At 52.0% G+C, this 21,027-nt stretch carries 18 protein-coding genes and 1 pseudogene; 7 read left to right on the top strand and 12 right to left on the bottom strand.

Annotation, left to right across the window (positions count from 1 at the left end; translation table 11 throughout):
- Positions 1-26 precede the first annotated feature (26 nt).
- Both MLD04_RS03085 and MLD04_RS03080 read left to right on the top strand, forming a co-directional pair.
- On the top strand, positions 27-1,901 hold the full coding sequence (locus MLD04_RS03085; RefSeq protein WP_345799599.1) for a hypothetical protein: 1,875 nt from the start codon (positions 27-29) through the stop codon (positions 1,899-1,901).
- Between the two features lie 15 nt (positions 1,902-1,916).
- Entirely contained in the window at positions 1,917-2,993 is a 1,077-nt protein-coding gene (locus MLD04_RS03080) for an FkbM family methyltransferase (RefSeq protein ID WP_248154663.1), read from the top strand.
- A gap of 3 nt (positions 2,994-2,996) precedes the next feature.
- Here MLD04_RS03080 and MLD04_RS03075 read toward each other — a convergent pair whose 3' ends face one another.
- From MLD04_RS03075 to rfbB, 7 genes are read right to left on the bottom strand one after another with little or no spacing between them, the layout of a single operon-like run.
- Positions 2,997-3,281 carry an acyl carrier protein gene (locus tag MLD04_RS03075; RefSeq protein WP_248154661.1) on the bottom strand — a complete coding sequence of 95 codons (285 nt, stop codon included), beginning with the start codon at positions 3,279-3,281 and terminating at the stop codon, positions 2,997-2,999.
- Complete coding sequence (locus MLD04_RS03070) at positions 3,278-4,435, bottom strand: Gfo/Idh/MocA family protein (protein WP_248154659.1); 1,158 nt, start codon at positions 4,433-4,435, stop codon at positions 3,278-3,280. The genes MLD04_RS03075 and MLD04_RS03070 overlap by 4 nt, the downstream gene beginning before the upstream one ends.
- 2 nt (positions 4,436-4,437) lie before the next feature.
- Positions 4,438-5,952 (bottom strand): class I adenylate-forming enzyme family protein, encoded by a 1,515-nt coding sequence (locus MLD04_RS03065; RefSeq protein WP_248155391.1) that lies wholly within the window; start codon positions 5,950-5,952, stop codon positions 4,438-4,440.
- 23 nt (positions 5,953-5,975) lie between these two features.
- On the bottom strand, positions 5,976-6,611 hold the full coding sequence (locus MLD04_RS03060; RefSeq protein WP_248154657.1) for a DapH/DapD/GlmU-related protein: 636 nt from the start codon (positions 6,609-6,611) through the stop codon (positions 5,976-5,978).
- Between the two features lie 35 nt (positions 6,612-6,646).
- Entirely contained in the window at positions 6,647-7,738 is a 1,092-nt protein-coding gene (locus MLD04_RS03055; RefSeq protein ID WP_282451712.1) for a DegT/DnrJ/EryC1/StrS family aminotransferase, read from the bottom strand.
- Positions 7,722-8,603, bottom strand: a complete 882-nt coding sequence (gene rfbA, locus MLD04_RS03050; protein ID WP_248154653.1) for a glucose-1-phosphate thymidylyltransferase RfbA — start codon at positions 8,601-8,603, stop codon at positions 7,722-7,724. The genes MLD04_RS03055 and rfbA overlap by 17 nt, the downstream gene beginning before the upstream one ends.
- On the bottom strand, positions 8,600-9,643 hold the full coding sequence (gene rfbB, locus MLD04_RS03045; protein WP_248154651.1) for a dTDP-glucose 4,6-dehydratase: 1,044 nt from the start codon (positions 9,641-9,643) through the stop codon (positions 8,600-8,602). The genes rfbA and rfbB overlap by 4 nt, the downstream gene beginning before the upstream one ends.
- Before the next feature lie 178 nt (positions 9,644-9,821).
- Here rfbB and MLD04_RS03040 point away from each other — a divergent pair, with 178 nt between their 5' ends.
- A complete protein-coding gene (locus MLD04_RS03040; RefSeq protein WP_248154649.1) occupies positions 9,822-11,822 on the top strand; it encodes a tetratricopeptide repeat protein in 2,001 nt (666 codons plus the stop codon).
- Positions 11,823-11,892: 70 nt separating this feature from the next.
- Here the strand turns inward: MLD04_RS03040 and sbcB are convergent, their stop codons facing one another.
- Positions 11,893-13,341: an exodeoxyribonuclease I gene (sbcB, locus tag MLD04_RS03035; protein ID WP_248154647.1), complete on the bottom strand. Its 1,449-nt coding sequence runs from the start codon at positions 13,339-13,341 to the stop codon at positions 11,893-11,895.
- Between the two features lie 49 nt (positions 13,342-13,390).
- Entirely contained in the window at positions 13,391-14,290 is a 900-nt protein-coding gene (locus MLD04_RS03030; RefSeq protein WP_248154645.1) for a hypothetical protein, read from the bottom strand.
- Positions 14,291-14,633: 343 nt separating this feature from the next.
- Between MLD04_RS03030 and MLD04_RS03025 the strand changes: the two genes are divergently transcribed.
- Positions 14,634-15,662 carry a response regulator gene (locus tag MLD04_RS03025; RefSeq protein WP_248154643.1) on the top strand — a complete coding sequence of 343 codons (1,029 nt, stop codon included), beginning with the start codon at positions 14,634-14,636 and terminating at the stop codon, positions 15,660-15,662.
- A 3-nt stretch (positions 15,663-15,665) separates the two neighbouring features.
- A complete protein-coding gene (locus MLD04_RS03020) occupies positions 15,666-16,619 on the top strand; it encodes a GGDEF domain-containing protein (RefSeq protein WP_248154641.1) in 954 nt (317 codons plus the stop codon).
- Between the two features lie 65 nt (positions 16,620-16,684).
- Here the strand turns inward: MLD04_RS03020 and MLD04_RS03015 are convergent, their stop codons facing one another.
- Positions 16,685-17,053: a histone-like nucleoid-structuring protein, MvaT/MvaU family gene (locus MLD04_RS03015; protein WP_248154639.1), complete on the bottom strand. Its 369-nt coding sequence runs from the start codon at positions 17,051-17,053 to the stop codon at positions 16,685-16,687.
- A gap of 319 nt (positions 17,054-17,372) precedes the next feature.
- On the opposite strand from MLD04_RS03015, the pseudogene MLD04_RS03010 reads away from it, so the two are divergent.
- A pseudogene (locus MLD04_RS03010) lies at positions 17,373-18,498 on the top strand (IS3 family transposase).
- Complete coding sequence (locus MLD04_RS03005) at positions 18,489-19,028, top strand: hypothetical protein (protein ID WP_248154637.1); 540 nt, start codon at positions 18,489-18,491, stop codon at positions 19,026-19,028. The pseudogene MLD04_RS03010 and the gene MLD04_RS03005 overlap by 10 nt, the downstream one beginning before the upstream one ends.
- A gap of 235 nt (positions 19,029-19,263) precedes the next feature.
- Here MLD04_RS03005 and MLD04_RS03000 read toward each other — a convergent pair whose 3' ends face one another.
- Entirely contained in the window at positions 19,264-19,953 is a 690-nt protein-coding gene (locus MLD04_RS03000) for an acylneuraminate cytidylyltransferase family protein (RefSeq protein ID WP_248154635.1), read from the bottom strand.
- A complete protein-coding gene (locus tag MLD04_RS02995) occupies positions 19,950-21,017 on the bottom strand; it encodes a nucleotidyltransferase family protein (protein ID WP_248154633.1) in 1,068 nt (355 codons plus the stop codon). Before MLD04_RS02995 ends, MLD04_RS03000 begins: the two co-directional genes overlap by 4 nt.
- Positions 21,018-21,027: the final 10 nt, after the last annotated feature.

Genomic DNA, 21,027 nt, shown 5'->3' with positions numbered 1-21,027 from the left:
TTGTCAGCTTTGAGGTTCACAGCGCAGTGTCGATTTTTTCTCTAGAAAAAAAAATGTTTACAAAAAACGAAGAAGCGCTCAAAAAAGAGCTTTTTGAGTTACTTGATGGAATTGAACGTGGAAAAATCGTTCTAGGTGGACAAAAACTCAGTAATGAAAAGCAGACTTCAGGCATTCCCCCACTAGACATATCGGCTTCATTTTTCGAGAATCAAAACTCAGTACAAAGAATAGCAACGGTAATTACGGCATTCTTATGCTCTCCCTCACTTACGCTCAACCAAAGTGAGCTATACAAGTTACTCCTTTACAAAACTCATTTGACTGACATTTTCTATTTGTCCGATTTCGGAAGCATGGATCACATCCTCTTATATCGAGACCTTTGGAGCCCAGAAACTGGTCTCACTTTAAAAAATGATTCGGATGTGCTTTTTCTGCTTGTGTGCTGGACGATAAATAGTCAAATCCGTATGCCATTCGATGTACTCCAGAGCCAAGTACCACAGTACTTGATGCTCACCCTGACTGCAGCACTGTACCAATTCGAGCAAATTCAAACCGAACGCGGATTCTCGAACTTCAGAGAAGTATACGACCAATTTCTTACTTTGCCTGAAAATCTGGATATATCAATTTGCAAAGTTATGCTCATCAATATTTGGATGGGCTGCTCTTATTGGGATATCCCAGATCGACATGCAATAAAAATCAAAATTAATCGTTTAATTAAAGCGTCGTTGCCAAATCTTAGTACTCGCCGCCCTGGAACTATCAACAAGAATCCCAAAATCGCCATTATGCTTGAGCGGTATCGGTCGGAACATGCTGTGTATCGCTGCTTTCATTCTCATATCGCAGAGCTTAAGAAAAATTACCAAGTTTGTTTCTTTGTTAACGAAAACGACGTTGATGATATTAGCAAGAAAGATGCCCACCACTGTGTCTACGTCGAGAGCAACCCTAAAGATCTAAAAAAGTTGGCAAATCAGGTGAATGATTATCGACCTGATATAATCATTTACCTCTCACTGGGCATGAACATCTGGACGGTACAGCTCGCAAATTTTCGATTAGCGCCAATTCAAGTAATGGGTTATGGTCACCCTGCCTCAGCATTTATGGAGACTATCGATTACGGTTTCTTGGTTGGCTGGCTTCCCGGCCCTGACTATCAATCAATGTGTAAAGAGAAGGTTATAGAGTTCGAAATAGATTTGGGAAATGACATCGAATTACACGCGAATACGGATCTATCAATCCGCTCACCTTCGATCAAACCATCAACAGAGAGCATTAAGATTGCGATCAATAGCTCTTTGATGAAAGTAAGCGACCGAGTCCTCCACGCTTGCAAGCTTTTGAGGGATAACTCTGACAAATCTATCGAATTTCATTTCTTCCCTGCACACCAAAGGGCATTCAAGCCACTTGCATTCGAGCGAAAACTTTTCGAAATATTCGGAGAAGGGTTTACGATACATGCTCCGTGTGCTTATAGCGCATACATGGAAAAATTATCCCGTTGCCATTTCGCAATAGGAACATTTCCATTTGGAGGAACCAACACGAACACCGATTCTGTAATACTTGGACAGCCCAAACTATATCTCAAAAGTGAAGGTGATCTTGCTGAGCTAACCGATTATTGTAACTTCATGCGTTTCGATGAAACCGGGGGATTTTCCTTCGATTCAGAACTAGAATTAATTGCCACCGCAATCATCTGGATTCACAATCCGATTGAGCATGAGCAGGCGCAAAGAAGGGTTGAGAAAATGAGGGATAGACTCCTCACTATGCTATCCACCACAAGCTCTGAAAATCGCGCCTGGAATCTTAGCTATCTTCATGGTATTGAGAAATTGACCTTAGGTGAAATTGGTCAGGTTCAGAACTGAGAGACGAAGAAACAGATGCAACTTAACCGAAACGTCGAATATGCCCGTCGCTTTTGTCATGACTTCATAAATTCCACTCGGCCCAAATATATTCTGGGGACAAACGATTATGCCGTGAGTGTCTCCGAGTTAATCGACATTGATGGTTACATCAACGACTTCACCCAAGATTGCTCGTTTAATGGTAAACCGATTGTTTCCATGTCCGAAGTGCCAGAAACAGCGCTAGTATTGATGGCGGTTGTGTACCGGCCCAAGTCAGCGCTCCAGAGAGTAAAACATTTTAAGTTTGACAGCCTTGACTATTTTTCCTTTGTTAAAAATTCGTCTTTAAATATCAAGGATATAGAATATTGGAAAGGCTTTAATCACGAACTGAAAGCTCACCAAGAGTACTACTCATGGTTGCGTACCAGATTGGCGGATGAAGAGTCCAAAGACTGCCTGGATAGACTCATAGCGTTCCGAACAACATACGACATCCAGCACATGGAGCCATTCGATTGCAGAGAGGCTCAACAGTATTTTGAACCATTCCTCAACCTGAATAAGCAAGACGAAATTTTCGTTGATGTCGGAGGTTATGATGGCCAAACGACCTTTGAATTTATAAAGCAGTGCCCCGACTATAAAACGGTTCACTATTTCGAGCCGGCAAGAGACAATATGGAGGAATCTCAACGGAGACTCACTGGGGTGCGAGACATCGTGTTCCATCCAGAAGCATTGTCTCGACGAAGTGGCCACTCCACGTTCGTTGCTGACGGAAGTAGCTCCAGATTAGCAGAGCCAACCCCTTCAGATGTCACTATAGAGACTGCACGACTCGACGACATTATTGAGAAACCTGTTAGCTTTATCAAAATGGATATTGAGGGCCACGAGTTATCTGCGCTTGAAGGAGCAGAGCTGCAAATTCGAAAGCACGCTCCCCGCCTGGCAATCTGTGTCTATCATCGAGCCCAAGACCTCAGGGAAATTCCGGAACTTGTCTTATCATATTATCCGTATTACTCACTTTATTTACGGCACTACATGGAGGGCTTCACAGAAAGCGTCATGTATTTCATTCCGCCGCCTAAACAACATTGACCCTTATTCTGGTTCCAAAGAGCGTTTTCGGGCAATAAGATTCGCCAAGCCACCGACCGTTCTGAACTCGGCACTATCGAAATCACTGTCGGAAAATGCAATATTGAACGTCTCTTCCAAGCCGACAATAAACCCAAGCAGAGATAAAGAATCGACGAGCCCCCCCGCAATGTAATCGTAATTCGTAATGTCATTATCCGATGGCAATGGTCCTCGTGACTCGAGCGCTTTACAAACCACACGCAGAATCGGCTCACCAGAGTAGGTCTTTAACTCAAATTCATTCATTTAATTGCCTTCCATCTCACACAGCTCACCCACTTCTGATCTAAAGCGGATTCTACAATTGCCTCAAGAAGCTGAGCGCCACCTAAAGCGGTCTCCAAGCCAAAAACATAATCTGATTCCAAAGCTTCACCTTTGTTAAAAAGCTCAAGTGAATCAGCCATATCGACATACAAGTTTGCGAAGGCTTCTACAAAGCCTGCCGGGTGCCCAGCCTTGAATCGCTCATAGCGTCTGTCGCTGGCCAGGTACACATTACCTCCTCTATCAAGTAACTCGCGTTGCCCAGAGGCATGATTCAGCACAAGTTCTTCTGGATTCGTCTGGACCCATTCCGCGCTAGCCTTTCGCCCAAACACCCTGACTCTCAAACCATTACGGTAACCAAGCGCCGATTTACTAAACCACATCTGAGACTGCATGCCATCTTCGTAACGAAGCAGGCATGATACGTTATCTACCACTCCGTTAAACCAACCGTGACTATCTTGGTCTGACACTACTTTGACAGGATGTCTTCCAGTCAAGAAGTAATTTATGTGGTGCAAGTGGACAGCAAGATCCAGGTAAATGGTTGGGATACCTCCATCCACCAGCCTCCAGGATTGGGGTTTTCGCAGCTCACCGCATACTCCAGAGCGGATGAAACCCTCTTGGGGCATTTCAACAATTATCTGGAAAATATCTCCCAGATCACCAGCCTGAATCTTCTGCCGTAGCTCTCGGAGCATTGGGTAGCCACTGTAGTTGTAGGTTACTGCGAGAAAGCCTTGAGTAGACTTCAAAATCTGCTGAATACTCTCCACCTCCTCCAGGCTGGTCGCCAGCGCTTTCTCACAAATCACCGGGAAGCCTGCCCTCAACGCAGCTTTAACAATCTCGGCATGGGAGGGCGTCGGCGTCAGAACCACCACGGCATCCACCCGCCCCTTTTCTTTACGAAGCAGTGTCTGCCAGTCTGCATAGACTCGGTCTGGAGATACCCCCCAACGTTCTCCTGTCTCCTGATTGATCACCGTCCGCTTACTGAAGCATCCTGCAACAAGTACCCAACGGTGGTCCATCTGGCTAGCGACATTGTGGGTATAGCCCACCGCAGAGGCAATCGAACCGCCTATAAAGGCTAATGACAAGGGTTTTGGCTGGGGTTGCGACACGCTCATACCTCAAAGACAGGTTTCATCTGACCAGCAATTTTCTCAATGGCTCGTCGGTCCACTTTTGAAAGACCGCTACGGGGAATCACTTCAAACCGGTAAAATCTGCGGGGCTGCTGGTAATCACTGAGTTCACGAGCGCAGAGAAGGCGCAGTCTGCGAATCAGGCGGGAGTCGAGATCATCGGTGACCACCGCGACGGCGACGGCCTCACCCAGAACCGGGTCCGGAACAGCAAATGCAGCGCAGTCACGAACATCGGGATCACTGCTGACCAGATCCTCGATATCGCGCGGGTAAACATTGATGCCACCGGTGATGATCGTATGTTTCTTGCGCCCCAAGAAATACAAGAAGCCGTCCTCATCAAGGTAGCCCAAATCTCCAGTCCGGAAATAGCCTTCATGATGCGCGGCAGCCGTCTCCTCCTGTCGCTCATAATAACCACTGAACGCCAGGGGAGTGCGGACCTCGATCTCCCCAGATTCGCCAACAGGAGCCACGTTTCCTTCGGAGCTCACGATTCGGAGATTCACTCCCGGCATTGGCAACCCGACCGAGGCCCATTTTTCCGGATTGGCGTTGGCATTGAGATCCGACACTGTCGCCACCTCTGATGCGCCGTAGCATTCGTGAAACTGACCACGGAACAGTCTCAGAACGCTGATCTTACTGTCCACAGATAGTTGCTCTGAGGAGGACACCAAGGTCCTCAGGGTCGCTGGAAAACAGCGATCACTCGCCTGACAATACTCAAGAATGCGTCTCACCTGGGTCGATACAATGATTGAGAACGTCACCCCATATTGCTCCACATCGTCTAGCCAGCGCTCGGCCGTAAAGTGAGGCTGGAGAACACAGGTGGCACCGATCATCAGGGGTAATAGCACAAGCCGCTCAGCTAGAGAGTGATAAAGTGGAGTAGCTGCCACGATGACATCCTGGTCAGTTAGCCCATACGCATCGATAGCACTCCTGGCTCGGGCGATCTTGGTTTGCTGGCTCAAAATGATCGGCTTGGGTTCACCCGTGGAACCCGACGTTAGGGTCAGGATATAGGGGATGTCGTTGACAACCTGACTGACCTGGGGCGCGTCGGTTGGGTCTGTCTCACCACCTCCCTCAAGCTCCAGATGCGGATAGCCTGCCCTTTGGCCTCCTGCCACAAACCAGGCGAGCCCGCTCTCCCCGAGGACGGATTCCAGGTCCGGCAGGCGAGCGTGCCAGATCACGCAACGCCGAACCCGTGTATGTTCGAATACTGTCGATAACGCTCGTGCTCCGAGACTCATGGAGTGAGGCACCAGTACCAGCTCCATGCGAGCAGCAGCTAACATCAGAACAACAAACTCACGACAATTCGGCAATAACACGCCAAGGTGATCACCCCTTTGAAGCCCCCAGCCGGCGAGCTGCCTAACACACGCCTCTACTGCTCGGTGAAGTTGCCTATATGAATCGGTTCCATTAATAGCGACCAGAGCAGTTTTGTCCGGCTGGCGCACAACTTGCCGCATAAACCGGCAGTAAATCGGGCCACTCATACCACCCCCAGCAGTCTAAGAAAGGTTTCGCTTTTGAGACGATGCTTGATTGCCCGCTCAGACAGGAAAACGGCTCCTTCAGATGAGCTGTCGGCAAGAAAAGTGTTGGCGGCCACGAACGTTTTTTCTCCCACGCTGATTCCATGTGCTGCTGACGCATTCATTCCGAACACACAACCGTGCCCCAGCCGCACCTCACCACCGATGGCAACACCGCTATTGAGCCAACAACCATCCGCCAGCTGGGTGCCATGTCCCAGGTTAACGTTGCTGCCGATAAAGTTGGCCGAGCCAACTTGGCTCCCGGGATGCAACACCGCATACTCCAGAATCACATTGTTGTCGCCGAGATCAGTAGAGGGATACAGACGCGCTGATTTATCGATGTAGTTAATCAGCTTATAGCCTTTAGCCCGTGCTTCAGCTGCCCGCTCCAACCGAATACTGTTCATCCCCACGTAGCCGACGGCAATCAGCATCGAGTATTCCGCAGGTAAAAAAAGGGTGTCGATCGCATCGAAGGGCAACAGAGGAAGGCCGCAGAATTCAGGCCGTGAAATCAGGTCCCTGTCGACGGTAAAGGCCACTGTCTCATAGGATGGCGACACAATCTCTGCCAGCATCCGGGCCATATGGCCGTTCCCGTATATGACCAGTTGAGGACGTTTCACAATGCAGGTTCCTGGGTCGGGGGAATGGCACAAACAAGATCGCAAATGTGGTCAACCTGTATGGTCGAAAGTCCGAAAAAAATCGGGAGGCAGAGTATTCGGTCCGCGAATTCGACACCAGCTCCAGTGATTTCTTTGGTATACAGGCCAAGTGACCCCAAAGCGGGCGAAAAATAGGCACGGCTTTCTATGCCGTTTGCAAGCAGGTGGCGCTGAACCCTTTTCCGATGCACCGCGTTCCGGCATAGCACCGGCATATAGGCGCCGTTGGCGCTGGCATCGGCCGAAAATACCGGGAGTTCTATTCGTCCTGAAAGCCGTTTGCGGTAATGGTCCTGAATAGCCATTCGGTAATCAATGATTTCATCGATAGCCTCCAGCACCGCTAACCCCATAGCGGCGTGCATTTCGCTCATTTTGGCGTTGATTCCAATCCTCACGGGCGAGCCGTTATCAAGACCAAAATTAATCATTGAACGAGCCTCTTCTAGAAGGTGTGAATCTCGGAAAACAATGCCTCCACCCTCCGCTGTGTGAAAGAGCTTGGTTGCATGCAGGCTAAGAGTCGCCGCATCGCCCCAGTTCAGCAGACTCTGGCCGTTGAGTTGAACACCGAAAGCATGGGAAGCATCATAAACTAGGGGTACGCGAATTCTGTTCGCCAGTGCTCTGAATCGTTCAACATCACAGGGATTTCCGTATGTATGGACCGGCAAGATGACCCGAGTATCCGCAGTCACTGCATGATCAGCAGCGAGCGGATCTAAGTTCAGCGTTTCCGGATCAATATCGGCATACTGCGGCTCTACTCCCTGCCATGAGAGAGCTGAGCTAGTGGCAGGAAATGTGAAAGGGGTGGTCAGCCCTCTCCCTCGCTTTACTCCGAGGGTTGCCAAAGCCAACTGGATTGCCAAGGTACCGTTTGCAACCAACAAGAGATTTGTGACACCGAGGTAATCCTCCAGGCGACGAGTAAGCTCACGCACCAGAGGGCCATCGTTCGTAAGGCGATGGGAAGCGTACACCCGGTCCAGGTAATAGTCCAAACGACCACGGGGGGGGAGATAAGGCTCAGTAACTGGAATCATATTCCGCCACAATTTCCCTGACATACTGACCATAGCCATTACCGGCGGCAAAAGCCCTTGACTGACGCAGATAGTCAGTGGATATCCACCCTTGATTCAAAGCGATCTCCTCCAGGCAAGCGATTTTAAAGCCTTGCCGTTTTTCTATCGTTTCGACGAACTGCGCCGCCTCCAGTAAGCTTTCATGCGTCCCGGTATCGAGCCAAGCAAACCCTCTAACCAATCTCTCTACTACCAGCTTCTCCCGTTCAAGATAAACTTGGTTGATGCTGCTGATTTCCAGCTCCCCTCGCTCGGATCGCTCCACATGCCTTGCGATATCGACGACGTCATTATCATAGAAGTACAGCCCGGTAACTGCGTAGCTTGAGCGAGGCCGTAGCGGTTTTTCCTCAATAGATATTACCTGCTGTTTTTCATCGAACTCCACTACGCCGAAACGCTCCGGATCACGCACCTGATACCCGAAGATTGTCGCGCCCACTTCCCGAGCGGCAGCATTACGCAGCTTTGGCGAAAACCCTTGGCCATAGAAAATGTTGTCACCGAGAACAAGGCAAACTCTATCCCTCCCAATAAACTTCTCTCCTATCAAAAAGGCCTGCGCCAATCCCTCTGGCACCTTTTGTACAGCATAGGAAAGCCGAATTCCGAATCCGCTACCGTCACCCAGCATGCGTTCAAAGCTGCCGCGGTCCTCTGGCGTAGTAATAATCAGGATGTCCCTTATACCCGCCAACATCAAGACGGACAAAGGGTAGTAAATCATCGGTTTGTCGTACACGGGCAGAAGCTGCTTGGAAGCCCCCGTAGTAATTGGATATAGGCGGGCCCCGGTGCCGCCAGCCAGAATGATTCCCTTCATACCCTGATATCTCCGCCAAGTCCCAGACGCTCACCGTTCGTCTCTTTGGCTTCCAGCCATCGGAAGTTTTCCAGATACCAGCGGACTGTATTATCCAGCCCGCTTTCGAACGACCTTAGCGGCCTCCAGCCCAGCTCCCGCTCCAAACTTGTCGTATCGACCGCATAGCGGCGGTCATGCCCCGGCCGGTCACCCACGAATGTAATCAGTTTTTCGTATCCGTTTTCCCTCGGCCGATACTTCTGGAGAGCCTGACAAACACCCCGGACGACCTCAAGATTGGTTCGCTCTTCCCGCCCACCAACGAGGTAGGTTTCGCCATTTCGACCATCAATCATGATTTTCTCGAGAGCGAGTGCGTGATCCTCCACATAAAGCCAGTCACGAATCTGTTGACCATCGCCATAGATTGGCAACGATCGGCCCGCCAATGCCCGCATTGTAGTAAGAGGAATCAACTTTTCCGGGTACTGGTAGGGCCCATAGTTATTGGAGCAATTGCTTATAACGAACGGTACTCCATACGTACGCCCCCACGCTCGTACCAGGTGGTCCGCACAGGCCTTACTTGCTGCGTAAGGTGAACTCGGACGATAGGAAGAATTTTCGCTGAACGGCACATCTCCCAGACCGAGATCACCAAAAACCTCATCAGTGCTCACATGATGAAAGCGACGAAGCCGGCCCGTTTCCCGCTGATAGCGGAGCGCAACATCAATCAGATGAAAGGTACCCATTATATTGGTTTGAATACATGTCTCAGGGCCATCAATTGAGCGATCCACATGAGATTCAGCAGCGAGGTGTACCACCATATCCGGCGAATGCTCAGCAAAAACCCGGATTAGACTCGCACGATCACAAATGTCGACCTTCTCGAACACATAGTCCGGAGACTCACTGATGTCGGCTAACGAATCAAGACTTCCCGCATACGTCAGCTTGTCGACATTTACAACCTGATAGGCCCCATCACTGATCAGGTGACGGATAAATGCAGAGCCTATAAACCCAGCTCCACCAGTTACGAGGACTTTCATAAGCGACGGCCATTTGACGGTAAAGTGACATCCTGAACTCTACATGCAAATAACACGCCTTTTCCAGACTCGGTAACTTGGCACGCATTTCGCCTGATCACTTACAAAGCACGGCAAACCGTCAAAAAACTGCAGATCTTTGCCGCTTCCCATTGCGGCGGATTTCACGAGGTATTCCATGCAAGCCAAGCATCAAGTTCAGGTATCCCAGTCCCGGCACGCCGAAGTCGCTCGGCTGCTTCTGCAAGCCAATCTCGCCTACGGCGAATCCAACAGCCCGTCATTGTCGTTCGTGCAACGGCTCAAGGCCCGCCACGAATGCCGGGATTACCTGACTGAGGCACTGGCAATGGAGCCTAACAACGCCGCCGCTCTGGGCCTGCTGGGCCGGGTGGAGATGGACGACGGAAACCGTGAGAAAGCGCACACGTTGTTTAACGCCAGCCTGGATCAGCAGCCAGCGCAAGCCCAGCAATACTGCAACCTGGGTTACTGGGCTATCCAAACCGAGCGTCCGGCTCTGGCGGAGCAGTATTTTATCCAGGCACTGGAATACGACCGGCAATCGGCCGCCGCTTTTTGTGGCGTTGCCCATGCCAAGCGTTTGCAGGGGCAGTTTGATGTAGCTTTTCTGCATTACCGCAAATTGCTTGAAAGCGGTGCGGAGTGGGCGTCGATCTACAGCGGCATGCTGAGCTGTGCTCAACACCTCGCAGTGAACAGTGCCGACTTGGCCCTTGCCAAAGACGCAACTGCATTGCTTGAACGTGACGGCTTACCCCATCAGGAGCTTGGTCGATTTGTCGGCGCCATTCTTCAGCATCATTATGATCTGGATAATCCCGATGCACAGGTCTCGCTGGAGGCCGCAGCGGAAGACCAACTTCTTCTCCTCGCACTGCAGAAGACGCTGATGCCGAACCCGGCCGTTGAGGAACTGGTGACTCTGCTGCGCCGCGCCATTCTGGCCGAAGTGGCGCAGACGGTGAAACTGAGGGATGAGCTTCAGCCGCTGACTCTGGCGATTGCCCAGTACGCGGACAGAACCGGCTATGCTCTCGCTGCCGAGGACGATGAAGAACGCCTGATCGCCGCCATCAATGACAGCCTTCAGGCGCAATTTGCGCTGGGCGATGAGCAGGATGCCCTCGTCGGCTCCCTGATGATCAGTGCCATGTACGGCGCCCTGTTTCATCAGAGCTTTGCCGTGCAGCTTGGCCAATGGGGTCTCGCAGACTGGCCTTTGGCGCTGCAACCGGTTCTTGCCGCCAGCTACTACGATCGGGCCGAAGAAGAGGCCATCAAACAGAACTTCCAGGAAAAAACGGACGAACTGTGTCTTGAGAAGATGGACGTGCCTCAGGCCTGGCCAGCCTGGAGCCAATTGGCTTACCAGGCAGAAAGCAGCCTGAAAACCATCATGGCCACGGAACTGGGGCTGCAAACAGACAACCTCCCGGGAACGCTTCGAATCATGGTTTGCGGTGCCCAATCCGGTCAGCGCGCCATGGAGCTGGCCCGTTACCTGGACGATGTCGAAGTGATCGCGGTAGACGAGTCCCTGGCCAACATCGCAAAGGCCACACGCATGGCCAGCGAGATAGGCATGGACAACATCGTGTTCTGGCCCTGGTCCATTGCCCAGAACTTCGTGTCGGATGGCCATCAGGTTCACTGGATCGAAGTGGGACGGCTCCCCTCTCCTGCCATGACGACACTGTCACTGGCGGCACTGATCAACACCGCCACCAACGCCGGAGGTATTGTTCACGTGCACAGCGCGCTGGACGAACAAACGCCGGGCGACAAGCAGATCCGAAAACTCATTGCCGAACACAAGTTGCAGCCCACGCGTCAGACGCTCCGCCAACTGCGCCGCATGGTGCTGGCAAACCGGAACGACGCAAGCTGGGAGTTGCTGGTCGCCGAACCGAATTTCTACAGCCTGGGAGGCTGCCGCGACCGCTGGTTCCGCCCACAGGACGAGAAGCAACTTCGCGAAGCGCTCGCGCTCCTCAGCAACGAGGTAGACTGGAAACTGGTCAAGGCCCGGGATACCGATGGCCACACCCTGGCCACGCTGCCGGTGCAGCGGCAGATCCAGGCTGAAGCCCTCGGCAGCGAAGTGCAGAGTCTGATGGGGCAGAACCTGAGCGTATATTTCCAGCGCAGGCGGTGATCGAGAAATCGGGGTCAGATGAAGATGGCGTCAGGTGAAATGTTCATCTGACCCCGTTTTAGCACCAGTTTCAGATATAGGGCATCAAAGACTCGCCGTACAAATGCAGATCCTCCAGAACGTGCCGTTTCTCCGGCGTTAGCTCAGGATCTGTAGCTAAACGCTGCAATTCGTGCGCATAGGCTTCCAGCGACCGCCATCCGGATTTCGGATGCATGAGCCGCTCCGACCGAAAGGCTTCCCAGCGCTCCATCTCTTCGCCGATCAGGGTGTTCGGGTAATTCCTGGCTCGATACCGGAACAGCAACTCCTGCAGGCGCTCGTCTTCAAAGCGCACTTCCAGCTCCCCCAGACTTTCCGGTGGCTGGGAGATCACCCAGTTCAGTTTTTCCCGATCTCCCTTGCTGATAAACCCGCCGGCGTAAAGCTGTTCATCCGGATCGGTCAGGTCCGAGCCCTCAAAAGACTGGTCAAAAGCCTGGGCTATTTTCGAGGCCACCTCCGGCGCCTGCCGCAAACGGGAAAGATTGCTCCGCAAGGCATCGCCGTCCAGTTCCAGCTCCGCCAGACGCTCTTTTGACAGGGTAGACAGCATGTTCGCGGGAGCAAGAACCGGACACTTGTTCAGCTGGACGCCCTTGAGCGGGAAACGAGTGACGCCCTCACCCAGATCCGCCTGGGACGTAAACACCCGCTCACGGATCTGTTCCGGGGTCGCATTGATCAGCTCGGAAGGATCTTCCCGCAGGTCGTACACGATAACCATGTTTTTGTTGGTCGGGTGTTCGGCAACCGGCGCCACAAGGGCACAGCAGCCGCGACTGGCCGGGTATTTCGCCGACACATGAAACACCGGCTTCATGGTCGCGGTATCGAGCATCTGTCGCGTGGAATGCTTGTCCTTGTGCTCCAGCACGAAGTTGAAGAGTTTTGGGTGCGTATCCTTGATCAGCTTGGCGACGGCAATGGTCGCCGTCACATCCGACATCGCATCGTGGGCACTCTCGTGGGCGATGCCATTGGCCACAGTCAACTCCTCCAGCCGGAAGCTGGGAGAACCGTCCTCCTTTTTCGGCCAGTTGATGCCCTCCGGGCGAAGCGCATAGGTCAGCCGCACCATGTCGATGATATCCCACCGGGAATTCCCGTTCTGCCATTCGCGCGCGTAGGGATCACGGAGGTTACGGTAAAGCGTGTGACGGGTGACCTCGTCATCGAATCTCAGGCTGTTATACCCCACCACGCAGGTACCGGGCTGGCTGAATGCCTCGTTGATCTGCGCAATGAACTCGGCTTCGGGGTAACCATCCTCAAGCGCTTTTTGAGGGGTGATACCGGTAATCAAGCAGGCCTCCGGAGAAGGCAGATAATCATCGGCGGGCTTGCAGTAGATCACCAACGGATCTTCGATGATGTTCAGGTCTGCGTCGGTACGGACACCGGCGAATTGAGAGGGTCGATCGTGAATGGGGTCCACGCCGAAGGTTTCGTAATCGTGCCAGTAGAACGAGCGGATCAAAAGGAAGGACTCCTGCCGGTGACTTTCAACACTGGCAGGAGTTTACCACTTAAAACAGTTTCGTCCCCATATCCACCTGGTGTGTCTGCAGGCGGGGAACACCGTTCGGGCCGGCCAGCTGGCTCATGTCGATTTTCGTGCTGCTGGGCAGATTGATGAAAACGCCTTGCCCGGCGTTGATGGTCGTACCGGAACCATCTGGACTCAGCCAGTTGACCCCCTCGCGCTGAAAGCCGATGAAGAAGTCTTTGGTGAACCCCGTGGTGCCATCGGTGTTACCGGAACCGACAATCAGCGACTGCAGGTGCGTGAGCGGCGCGCAATTAGTGCTGGTTGAGCAGTCTACTGCCACACTACCATCGTCGATGCCGATGTGGGTAGCACGGAGGTTTGTCGCAGTGGTGGTTGAATCAAGCAGGGTCGCGTCGTGAGGGTTGCCAGCGTCATCAACCAACTTGACGCCAATGTTGCCACTGAAACTGGAGGTAACAGAGGAAACCGAACCGCGGGCCTGCTTGAAGCCCATCCGGAAACCGGACAGCTTGCCGTCCACCGGACTTTCAGCAAGCTCGATATAGGGCTGGTACGCCTGAAAAGGAACTGTGTCCCCGACCGCGTAGGTATTCCCATCGTATTGCACGGTCGTGGCGTCCCGCGAAATATGCCCCAGAGCCATATGTTGCGCAGAAAAATCCGTGCCGCCGTTAATCTGGCCAACTTCAATGTCGTCGATGTTGACCCGGGTTTCCACGTCCATTCCCAGAGTCATGCGCGTGAAATTGTGAGTGGTACCAGGAACATCCTGAATATTCTCAACCTGCATAAACCCCTGCCCCGTTACATCGCTCATGGCCTTGTCGGAGATGGGTTTGAGTTCTGCCTGTGCAAAGGGCGCACCGCCCAGGCAAATTACAGCGAGGGCAGCGCATCCGTACGCGTACTGTCTCATAATCTGTGTCTCTGATTGTTGGTGTTAGAGCCTGTTTCGACGCCCGGCTCTACTGCCGCCCCGGTTTTTCTTGTTGTTCCGGTGGCCACAGGTGGCTTTTCCTTTGTTTGTTATTTGCCACAAACCCACTATATCTGAGTCACTCTGGCCAATAGAGTGCGGTTGTTCACAATCAGAAACAAATCAATCAGAGTGCGGTAACATTTGTTAACGATTTCTCAACCACCCCCAATTTGCTTCCAAAACTGGCCTCATCAGATTAAAGATCTGTATGACTCATATACATAAGACTGATTGCTGATATACTGTTGAATTCGCTGACAAACTGGCAATGGCCATATCAATGACCACTCGCATCCTGATTTGCGACGACTCCTCACTGGCCCGAAAACAGATGGCCCGAGCCCTGCCCCAGGGACTCCACGACACAGTGGATTTTGCTCAAAACGGGGTTGAGGCGCTTGAAAAACTCAGAGCAGGCACCGCTGATCTGATGTTTCTGGACCTGAACATGCCAAAGCTTGACGGCTATCGGGTGCTTGAACACATCCGGTCAGAAGATCTCCCGATACTAACCATTGTGGTCTCCGGCGACATCCAACCCGAAGCCCGAGACCGGGTCCGCAAACTGGGCGCCATAGATTTCATCAAAAAGCCCACGGATTCAGCGGTGATCGTTGAACTGCTGACCCAGTATGGCCTCTACCGGCCCGGGGAGCTGGAAGATACCGCGCTCAGTGATACGTCACTGACGGCAACGGGCAGTCAGATTCCGGAAATTTCGGTTTCGCTGAACGACTACCTGCAGGAAATTGCGAACGTTGCAATGGGGCGTTCCTCCGACCTGCTGGCGAGGTTGCTCAATGTTTTCGTGAAGCAGCCCATCCCCCGCGTCGCCTTTATCGCCAACTCCGAACTCCACATGGCTATCTCTGCCGCAAAAGACAGAGACACCTATTCGGCCGTCTGCCAGGGGTTTACGGGTGCAGGCATCGCCGGCGAGGCGCTGCTTCTGTTTGCCGATGCCAGTTTCCGGAACATGGCCGAAATGCTCCAGTACGAGAATCCGGATGACGACGCGGTGAATGTGGAAGTACTGATGGACATGTCCAGTATACTTTTCGGCGCTTTCCTCAAAGGGATTGGCGACCAGCTCGACATCAAACTCGGCCTTTCACACCCCAGAGTGCTGGGACAACATCGCCAGATTACCGACCTCCTGGAGCATCACAGGGGCCGGAACGAGCAACTGCTTTGCATTGAAATCAGCTATGTTCTTGAAAACCGCAATATTCAATGCGACATGCTTATTTTGCTCACCGAATCCTCCATCCCATTTCTGGAACAACGCCTGCAATACCTGGTGGACTGAGCCATGCCCATGAACGACCTTGAAGCAACCTCCTTTCACTGGCTGGTGGACATGCTGGAATCCATTGAAGTGGGCCTGGTGGTCCTGGATCTGGATTTCAGGGTTCAAACCTGGAACGGCTTCATGGAAAACCACAGTGGCATCACGGCCAGCCAGGTTCACAATAAGGTTCTGTTCGATGTTTTTCCTGACATTCCAAAGGCGTGGCTGACCCAAAAGGTCGATGCCGTGGCCATGCTGAACACCCGCGCCTTCATTTCCTGGGAACAACGCCCGTACCTGTTCAAATTCCGGAACACCCGTCCGATTACCGGCATTGAGGAGTATATGTTCCAGAGTCTCACCATCAACCCGCTTAACGGCCCAACCGGCGAGGTCGAGAAAGTGTGCTTGATGGTGTATGACGTCACCGACATCGCCACCAGCAAGCGGGCCCTGGAACGCGCCAACGAACAGTTGGAAAAGCTCAGCATGACCGACCGACTCACCGGTCTGCTCAATCGTGGAACCTGGGAAAATCTGGTCGACGCAGAATACGAACGTTTTCGCCGATATGGTCATGCCACCAGCCTGGTGATGTTCGATCTCGATAATTTCAAACCCATCAATGACACTCATGGGCACCTGGCAGGCGATAACGTCATCCGGCACGCGGCCAACGTTACCAAGGAAGCCATCCGTCAGTCAGACAAGGCGGGGCGATATGGAGGGGAAGAGTTCGGAATCATACTGCCGGAAACCGACCAGGAAGGGGCCCGGATCATTTGTGAACGTATTCGGGAAACGATCGTACAAAGCGTCGTGCAAACAAATACCGGTGACATTCGATATACAGTCAGTATGGGCGTATCCCAATTGAATGCAGATCCGGAGAACTATATGCAGTGGCTACAAAAAGCCGATGAAGCTTTGTATCGAGCGAAGGAAACGGGGAAGAATCGGGTCGTTATCGGTTAACGACCGGGAAGGTTTCAACCCGGTCCCCAGGACCGGATTGAAATACAAATACGACCGACAAATAATCAGTCCTGCTGCCAGCTCTGGACCGCTTCTTTACCGTACTTGTCACGCCATTCGTTCAGCGTTTTGTGATTACCGCCACGGGTTTTAACCACTTCACCGGTGTGCGGGTTCTTGTAGGTTTTCAGCGGACGCTTGGGACGGCTACCAGAACCGACTTCGGTTTTTGAACCTGCAATTGAAGGATCGATGGCCGACAAGATCTGAAGTACATCTTTCGGGGATTTATCATACTCCTTCATGAGGTCGCGAACTTTGTTTTCGAAATCCAGTTCTTTTTTCAGAGACTGGTCTTTTTCAAGTTGCTCCAGCTCGTTCGCGAGCTTTTCCATAAGCTGTTTTTTCTGATAATAGTCGTTGATCTTTGCCATGGAAATAGAAACCTTATTAAAGATAGGGTTTAAAAAAACAACGAGGATTGACGTTTCGCCAGAGGCAATACTAATAAAACCAAAGTTAAATGGCAAAAAAATCATTTAAGAAAGTAAATAGTGAGCTCGTTTTTTTAATCTTGGCCCAACCAAATTTACGAAGAACTTAAATTGATGTAATCAGACTTCAAATTAAGGAGCATCTCACTTCGTTCAAATCCATGGGATGAAGGCCTGACAGAAATTTGTAACCATCCCCTAAAATCGGTGCATGCGTAATTAGAGTTCTCCGGCCACAATGAGGCAAGCGGAGAACGACATGAAGAAATCAGGGTACAGCGAGTCACAGATCGTCAAGATCCTGAAGGAGGTCGAGGGCGGCCGCTTGGTCAAGGAAGTCTGCCAGGAGTACGGCATCTCCGATGCGACCTCCTACAACCGGCAACGACCTCACGCATTCAACGACGGCATTTCACCTGTTGCTGATGAGGAAAACCTTAAAACACTGTCCGGGATTAGTTGACCACTACACCGTCGGCTAAAGCAGATGTACGCCGAGCTGAGTCTGGATCACAAACTGCTGAAGGATGTGATCGAAAAAAAGCTGTATAGCCAGCCGTTCGACGAGAACTGGTGGATTACCTGAAGCAGGCGCATGGTGCAGAGCCTGCCGAATTGCTGGCATCAGTGACTCTGTGTACCGGTATCGGCCGGATACCTCGCGGGATGAACCGGTGATTGCCGCGCTTCAAAGTGCAACTGAGCGCTATCCCGCCTATGGTTTCAGCAAACTATTCAAGGTGCTGCGACGCTGGGGGCACGGGTGGAATCACAAGCGGGTACATCGGCTGTATTGTGCGCTCAACCTGAACAAACGACGACGGGGTAAGAAACGACTCCCGACACGAAATCCGGAGCCATTAAGCGTACCAGCTACCGTCAATCGATGTTGGTCCATAGATTTCATGAGCGACAGTCTGCTCTGTGGTCGCCGCTTCCGTACCTTCAACGTGGCGGACTACTTTAACCGCGAGGTACAGGCTATCGAGGTTGGTCTGAACCTGCCAGCTCCGAGGGTCATACGGGCTCTTGAACGCATCATCGCTTGGCGAGGCTACCCGGCCAAACTACGCATGGATAACGGCCCGGAATTCATCTCGATCGCCTTGGCAGATTGGGCCGAGCAACGCGGCATTGAATTGGAATTTGTAAAACCCGGAACACCCACTCAGAACTCGTATGTTGAGCGCTTCAATCGAACTTATCGGGACGAGATCCTGAACATGTATGTCTTCCGGAACCTCACCGAAGTCCGAGAACTGACCGAGTCCTGGATGACGGAATACAACGATGAGCGCCCACACGATTCACTGGAAGATCTGACGCAATGGGAATACCTGGCGAAACACCAACGGGCGGAAAACTTTAATCAACGTTGCAACTGAAACAGGGATGGTTACACAACGGCATTTTTGAAGAAGTGTTGATGAATGGCGGGCCGCACAGTGTTACCGTCAAAATCACCGATTCAAATGGTGAATCCACCTCAAGAGACTTGTCCTTCCAGCTCGATACCCTGAGCACTTTAGAGGTCATAACCCGAATTGACACCAAAACCCGACAGCTCTGCGCCGACACACCACTGGAGTGCGGCATCGACACCGACGCCATACGTCAGGACGGATACAACACGGGTTACCAGGTCGCCACCGAAGACTGCACGGCTGACCCGGAGGCATGCGGAGTTGATCTCTCGCCTTACCTGGAACAGGGAAAGCAGCTGTGCATCGAAGATCCAACTGGAAACTGCGGCATAGCGGTACAGGATGGAGCCTTTGATAGCACCCTCATTCCGAATATGGGTGCGGCCTGGAAACTCTATGGTACCGGTCAGGATATTACCGATCCCAGCACGGTTTTCGCAGGAGCATCTATCGGCTGGGCCAGACAAAACAACGAATGGCGCGAGTGGTGACACGGCGGCTAATGATTCCGACACATCGCCACAACAACAAGTCCCCAATCAGGGTGACGGCGCAGGGGGAGAGCCTACCAGGGCAATTGAACTAGCCAAAGCCCCTTCATTCGAAGGGTTTGATGCACTGACACCACCTGGTGTGCCCAAAATTAACTAATGCCTTACGAAAAAGCCGGCCAAGTATGGCCGGCTTCCTGATTGCGTTTCCCCACGGATCTCAGATCCACTTGAGTCAAATACAGTCAATCAACGCCTCAGCGATCCGGAAATCCATCTTCGTGTCGATATCCACGGAATGCCACGGGCTCATAATGTATGCGCGAGAAGTGAAGCAAGGCTCATAGAGCATCTCAAGCTTCAACGCGGCTTCTCTGCTGCAGAAATATATGGCACCGTTCAAACGATAGAAGGTCTCCTGATCCTGCGAGCGGATATTCTCTGCGGCTTTCACGAACCCCTGCAAACTTCCTGAAGGGCCCAGAGGACCGCATAGCTGGTAAGGATGTTCCATCTCACATACTGAAACAACGGCATCCACTTCCTCTTCCAGGAGCAGCTTTGCAGCCTCCCTGATATCGTTCACCGTCCTCAGAGGAGAAGTCGGTTGAAGCAGGCACACTGATTCAGCGATTTCATGTTTCAGGGCCTCGTACCTGTGAATGAAGTCGCGGACTACATCCGCCGTGGTCGCAGTATCAGTCGCCAGCTCTGCCGGCCTCAGAAATGGCACCTCAGCCCCACCGAGTTGCGCCAATTCAGCAATTTCCTCAGAATCCGTGCTAACGCATACACGATCAAAAATTCCACTTTCAAGCGCGGCGTCAATGCTCCATTGAATAACTGGCTTGCCAGCAAGCGGTTTGAGGTTCTTCCCAGGCAAACGTTTGCTGCCCCCACGCGCCGGGATAATGGCTACTCTCATAAAATAAGACCAACTTCACTTTGGGCTCGTTGAAAGTCATCCATCTTTCCAATATCCAACCAATATTCGTGGACAGGAAACATTGAGACCTTTTCCCCTTGAGCCATCTGCTTTTCCAGCAAGGTTGGCATATCAATTCGCGTACCCTTTTTCACCGAACGTACGATCTCAGGTGCAATTACATAAATACCCGCGTTAATAAAGCATTTCTGAACCGGCTTTTCGTCCATGCTCTGGATATAAGCGCCGTCCGTTTGGACTACCCCATACGGAATCTGATGTTCATATTGCCGAACACACATAGTGGCGATGCTGTCGTGATTTCGATGAAAGTCCAGCAGTTCACGGTAATTGATTGTCGTTAACAGATCTCCGTTCATCATCAAAAGAGGCAAATCGATATCATTGCTCGGCAATAGGCCCAACGCACCTCCAGTTCCAAGGGGCTCTTCCTCATGCACGTACTCAATCTTTACACCCCAGAGGGAGCCATCTCCAAAATACTCCTGAATCATTTCCGGCAAATAATGCGTTGATATGTAGAAATGATGAAAGCCGGCATTCACCAGACTCTCCAGTATCAACTCCAGAATTGGCTTATCACCAACCTTCAGAAGGGGCTTCGGGCAATCGTTCGTCAGAGGGCGTAAACGAGTTCCGAATCCACCCGCCATGAGAAAGACCGGATTATCCAGGGTCCGGCGCTCCATCAGCCCATGCAGCGTTTCAAGTCCAATAAGCCTTGAATCTTCATCGACAACGGGAATCTGAAGCAGCTCAAGATCTTCCATAACAGCCAAGATCCGATCTTTGCTCCAATCACTGCCCGCAGAGTGTGGGTGCTTGCACATCACGTCCCGGACCGGAGAGTCCAGGGGTCTATGCTTAAGAAGTGCACGCCGAATATCCCCGTCCGTAACGGTGCCCACCAGGCGTTGGGCGGCATCTGCGACCAACACAATCCTGAGACCACCACGGTCCAGAATCTCAATCGCCTTTTCCAGCGGCATTTCCGGCTCAACAACGACATCTTGCCACCTTTTCTCAAAACGATGAGTCTTCATATAGAACCCA

The sequence above is a fragment of the Marinobacter koreensis genome (genome assembly GCF_023156285.1).
GTDB lineage: Bacteria > Pseudomonadota > Gammaproteobacteria > Pseudomonadales > Oleiphilaceae > Marinobacter > Marinobacter koreensis.
Note: the sequence above shows the minus strand (reverse complement) of the source record. Positions and strands in the feature narration are given on the sequence as shown.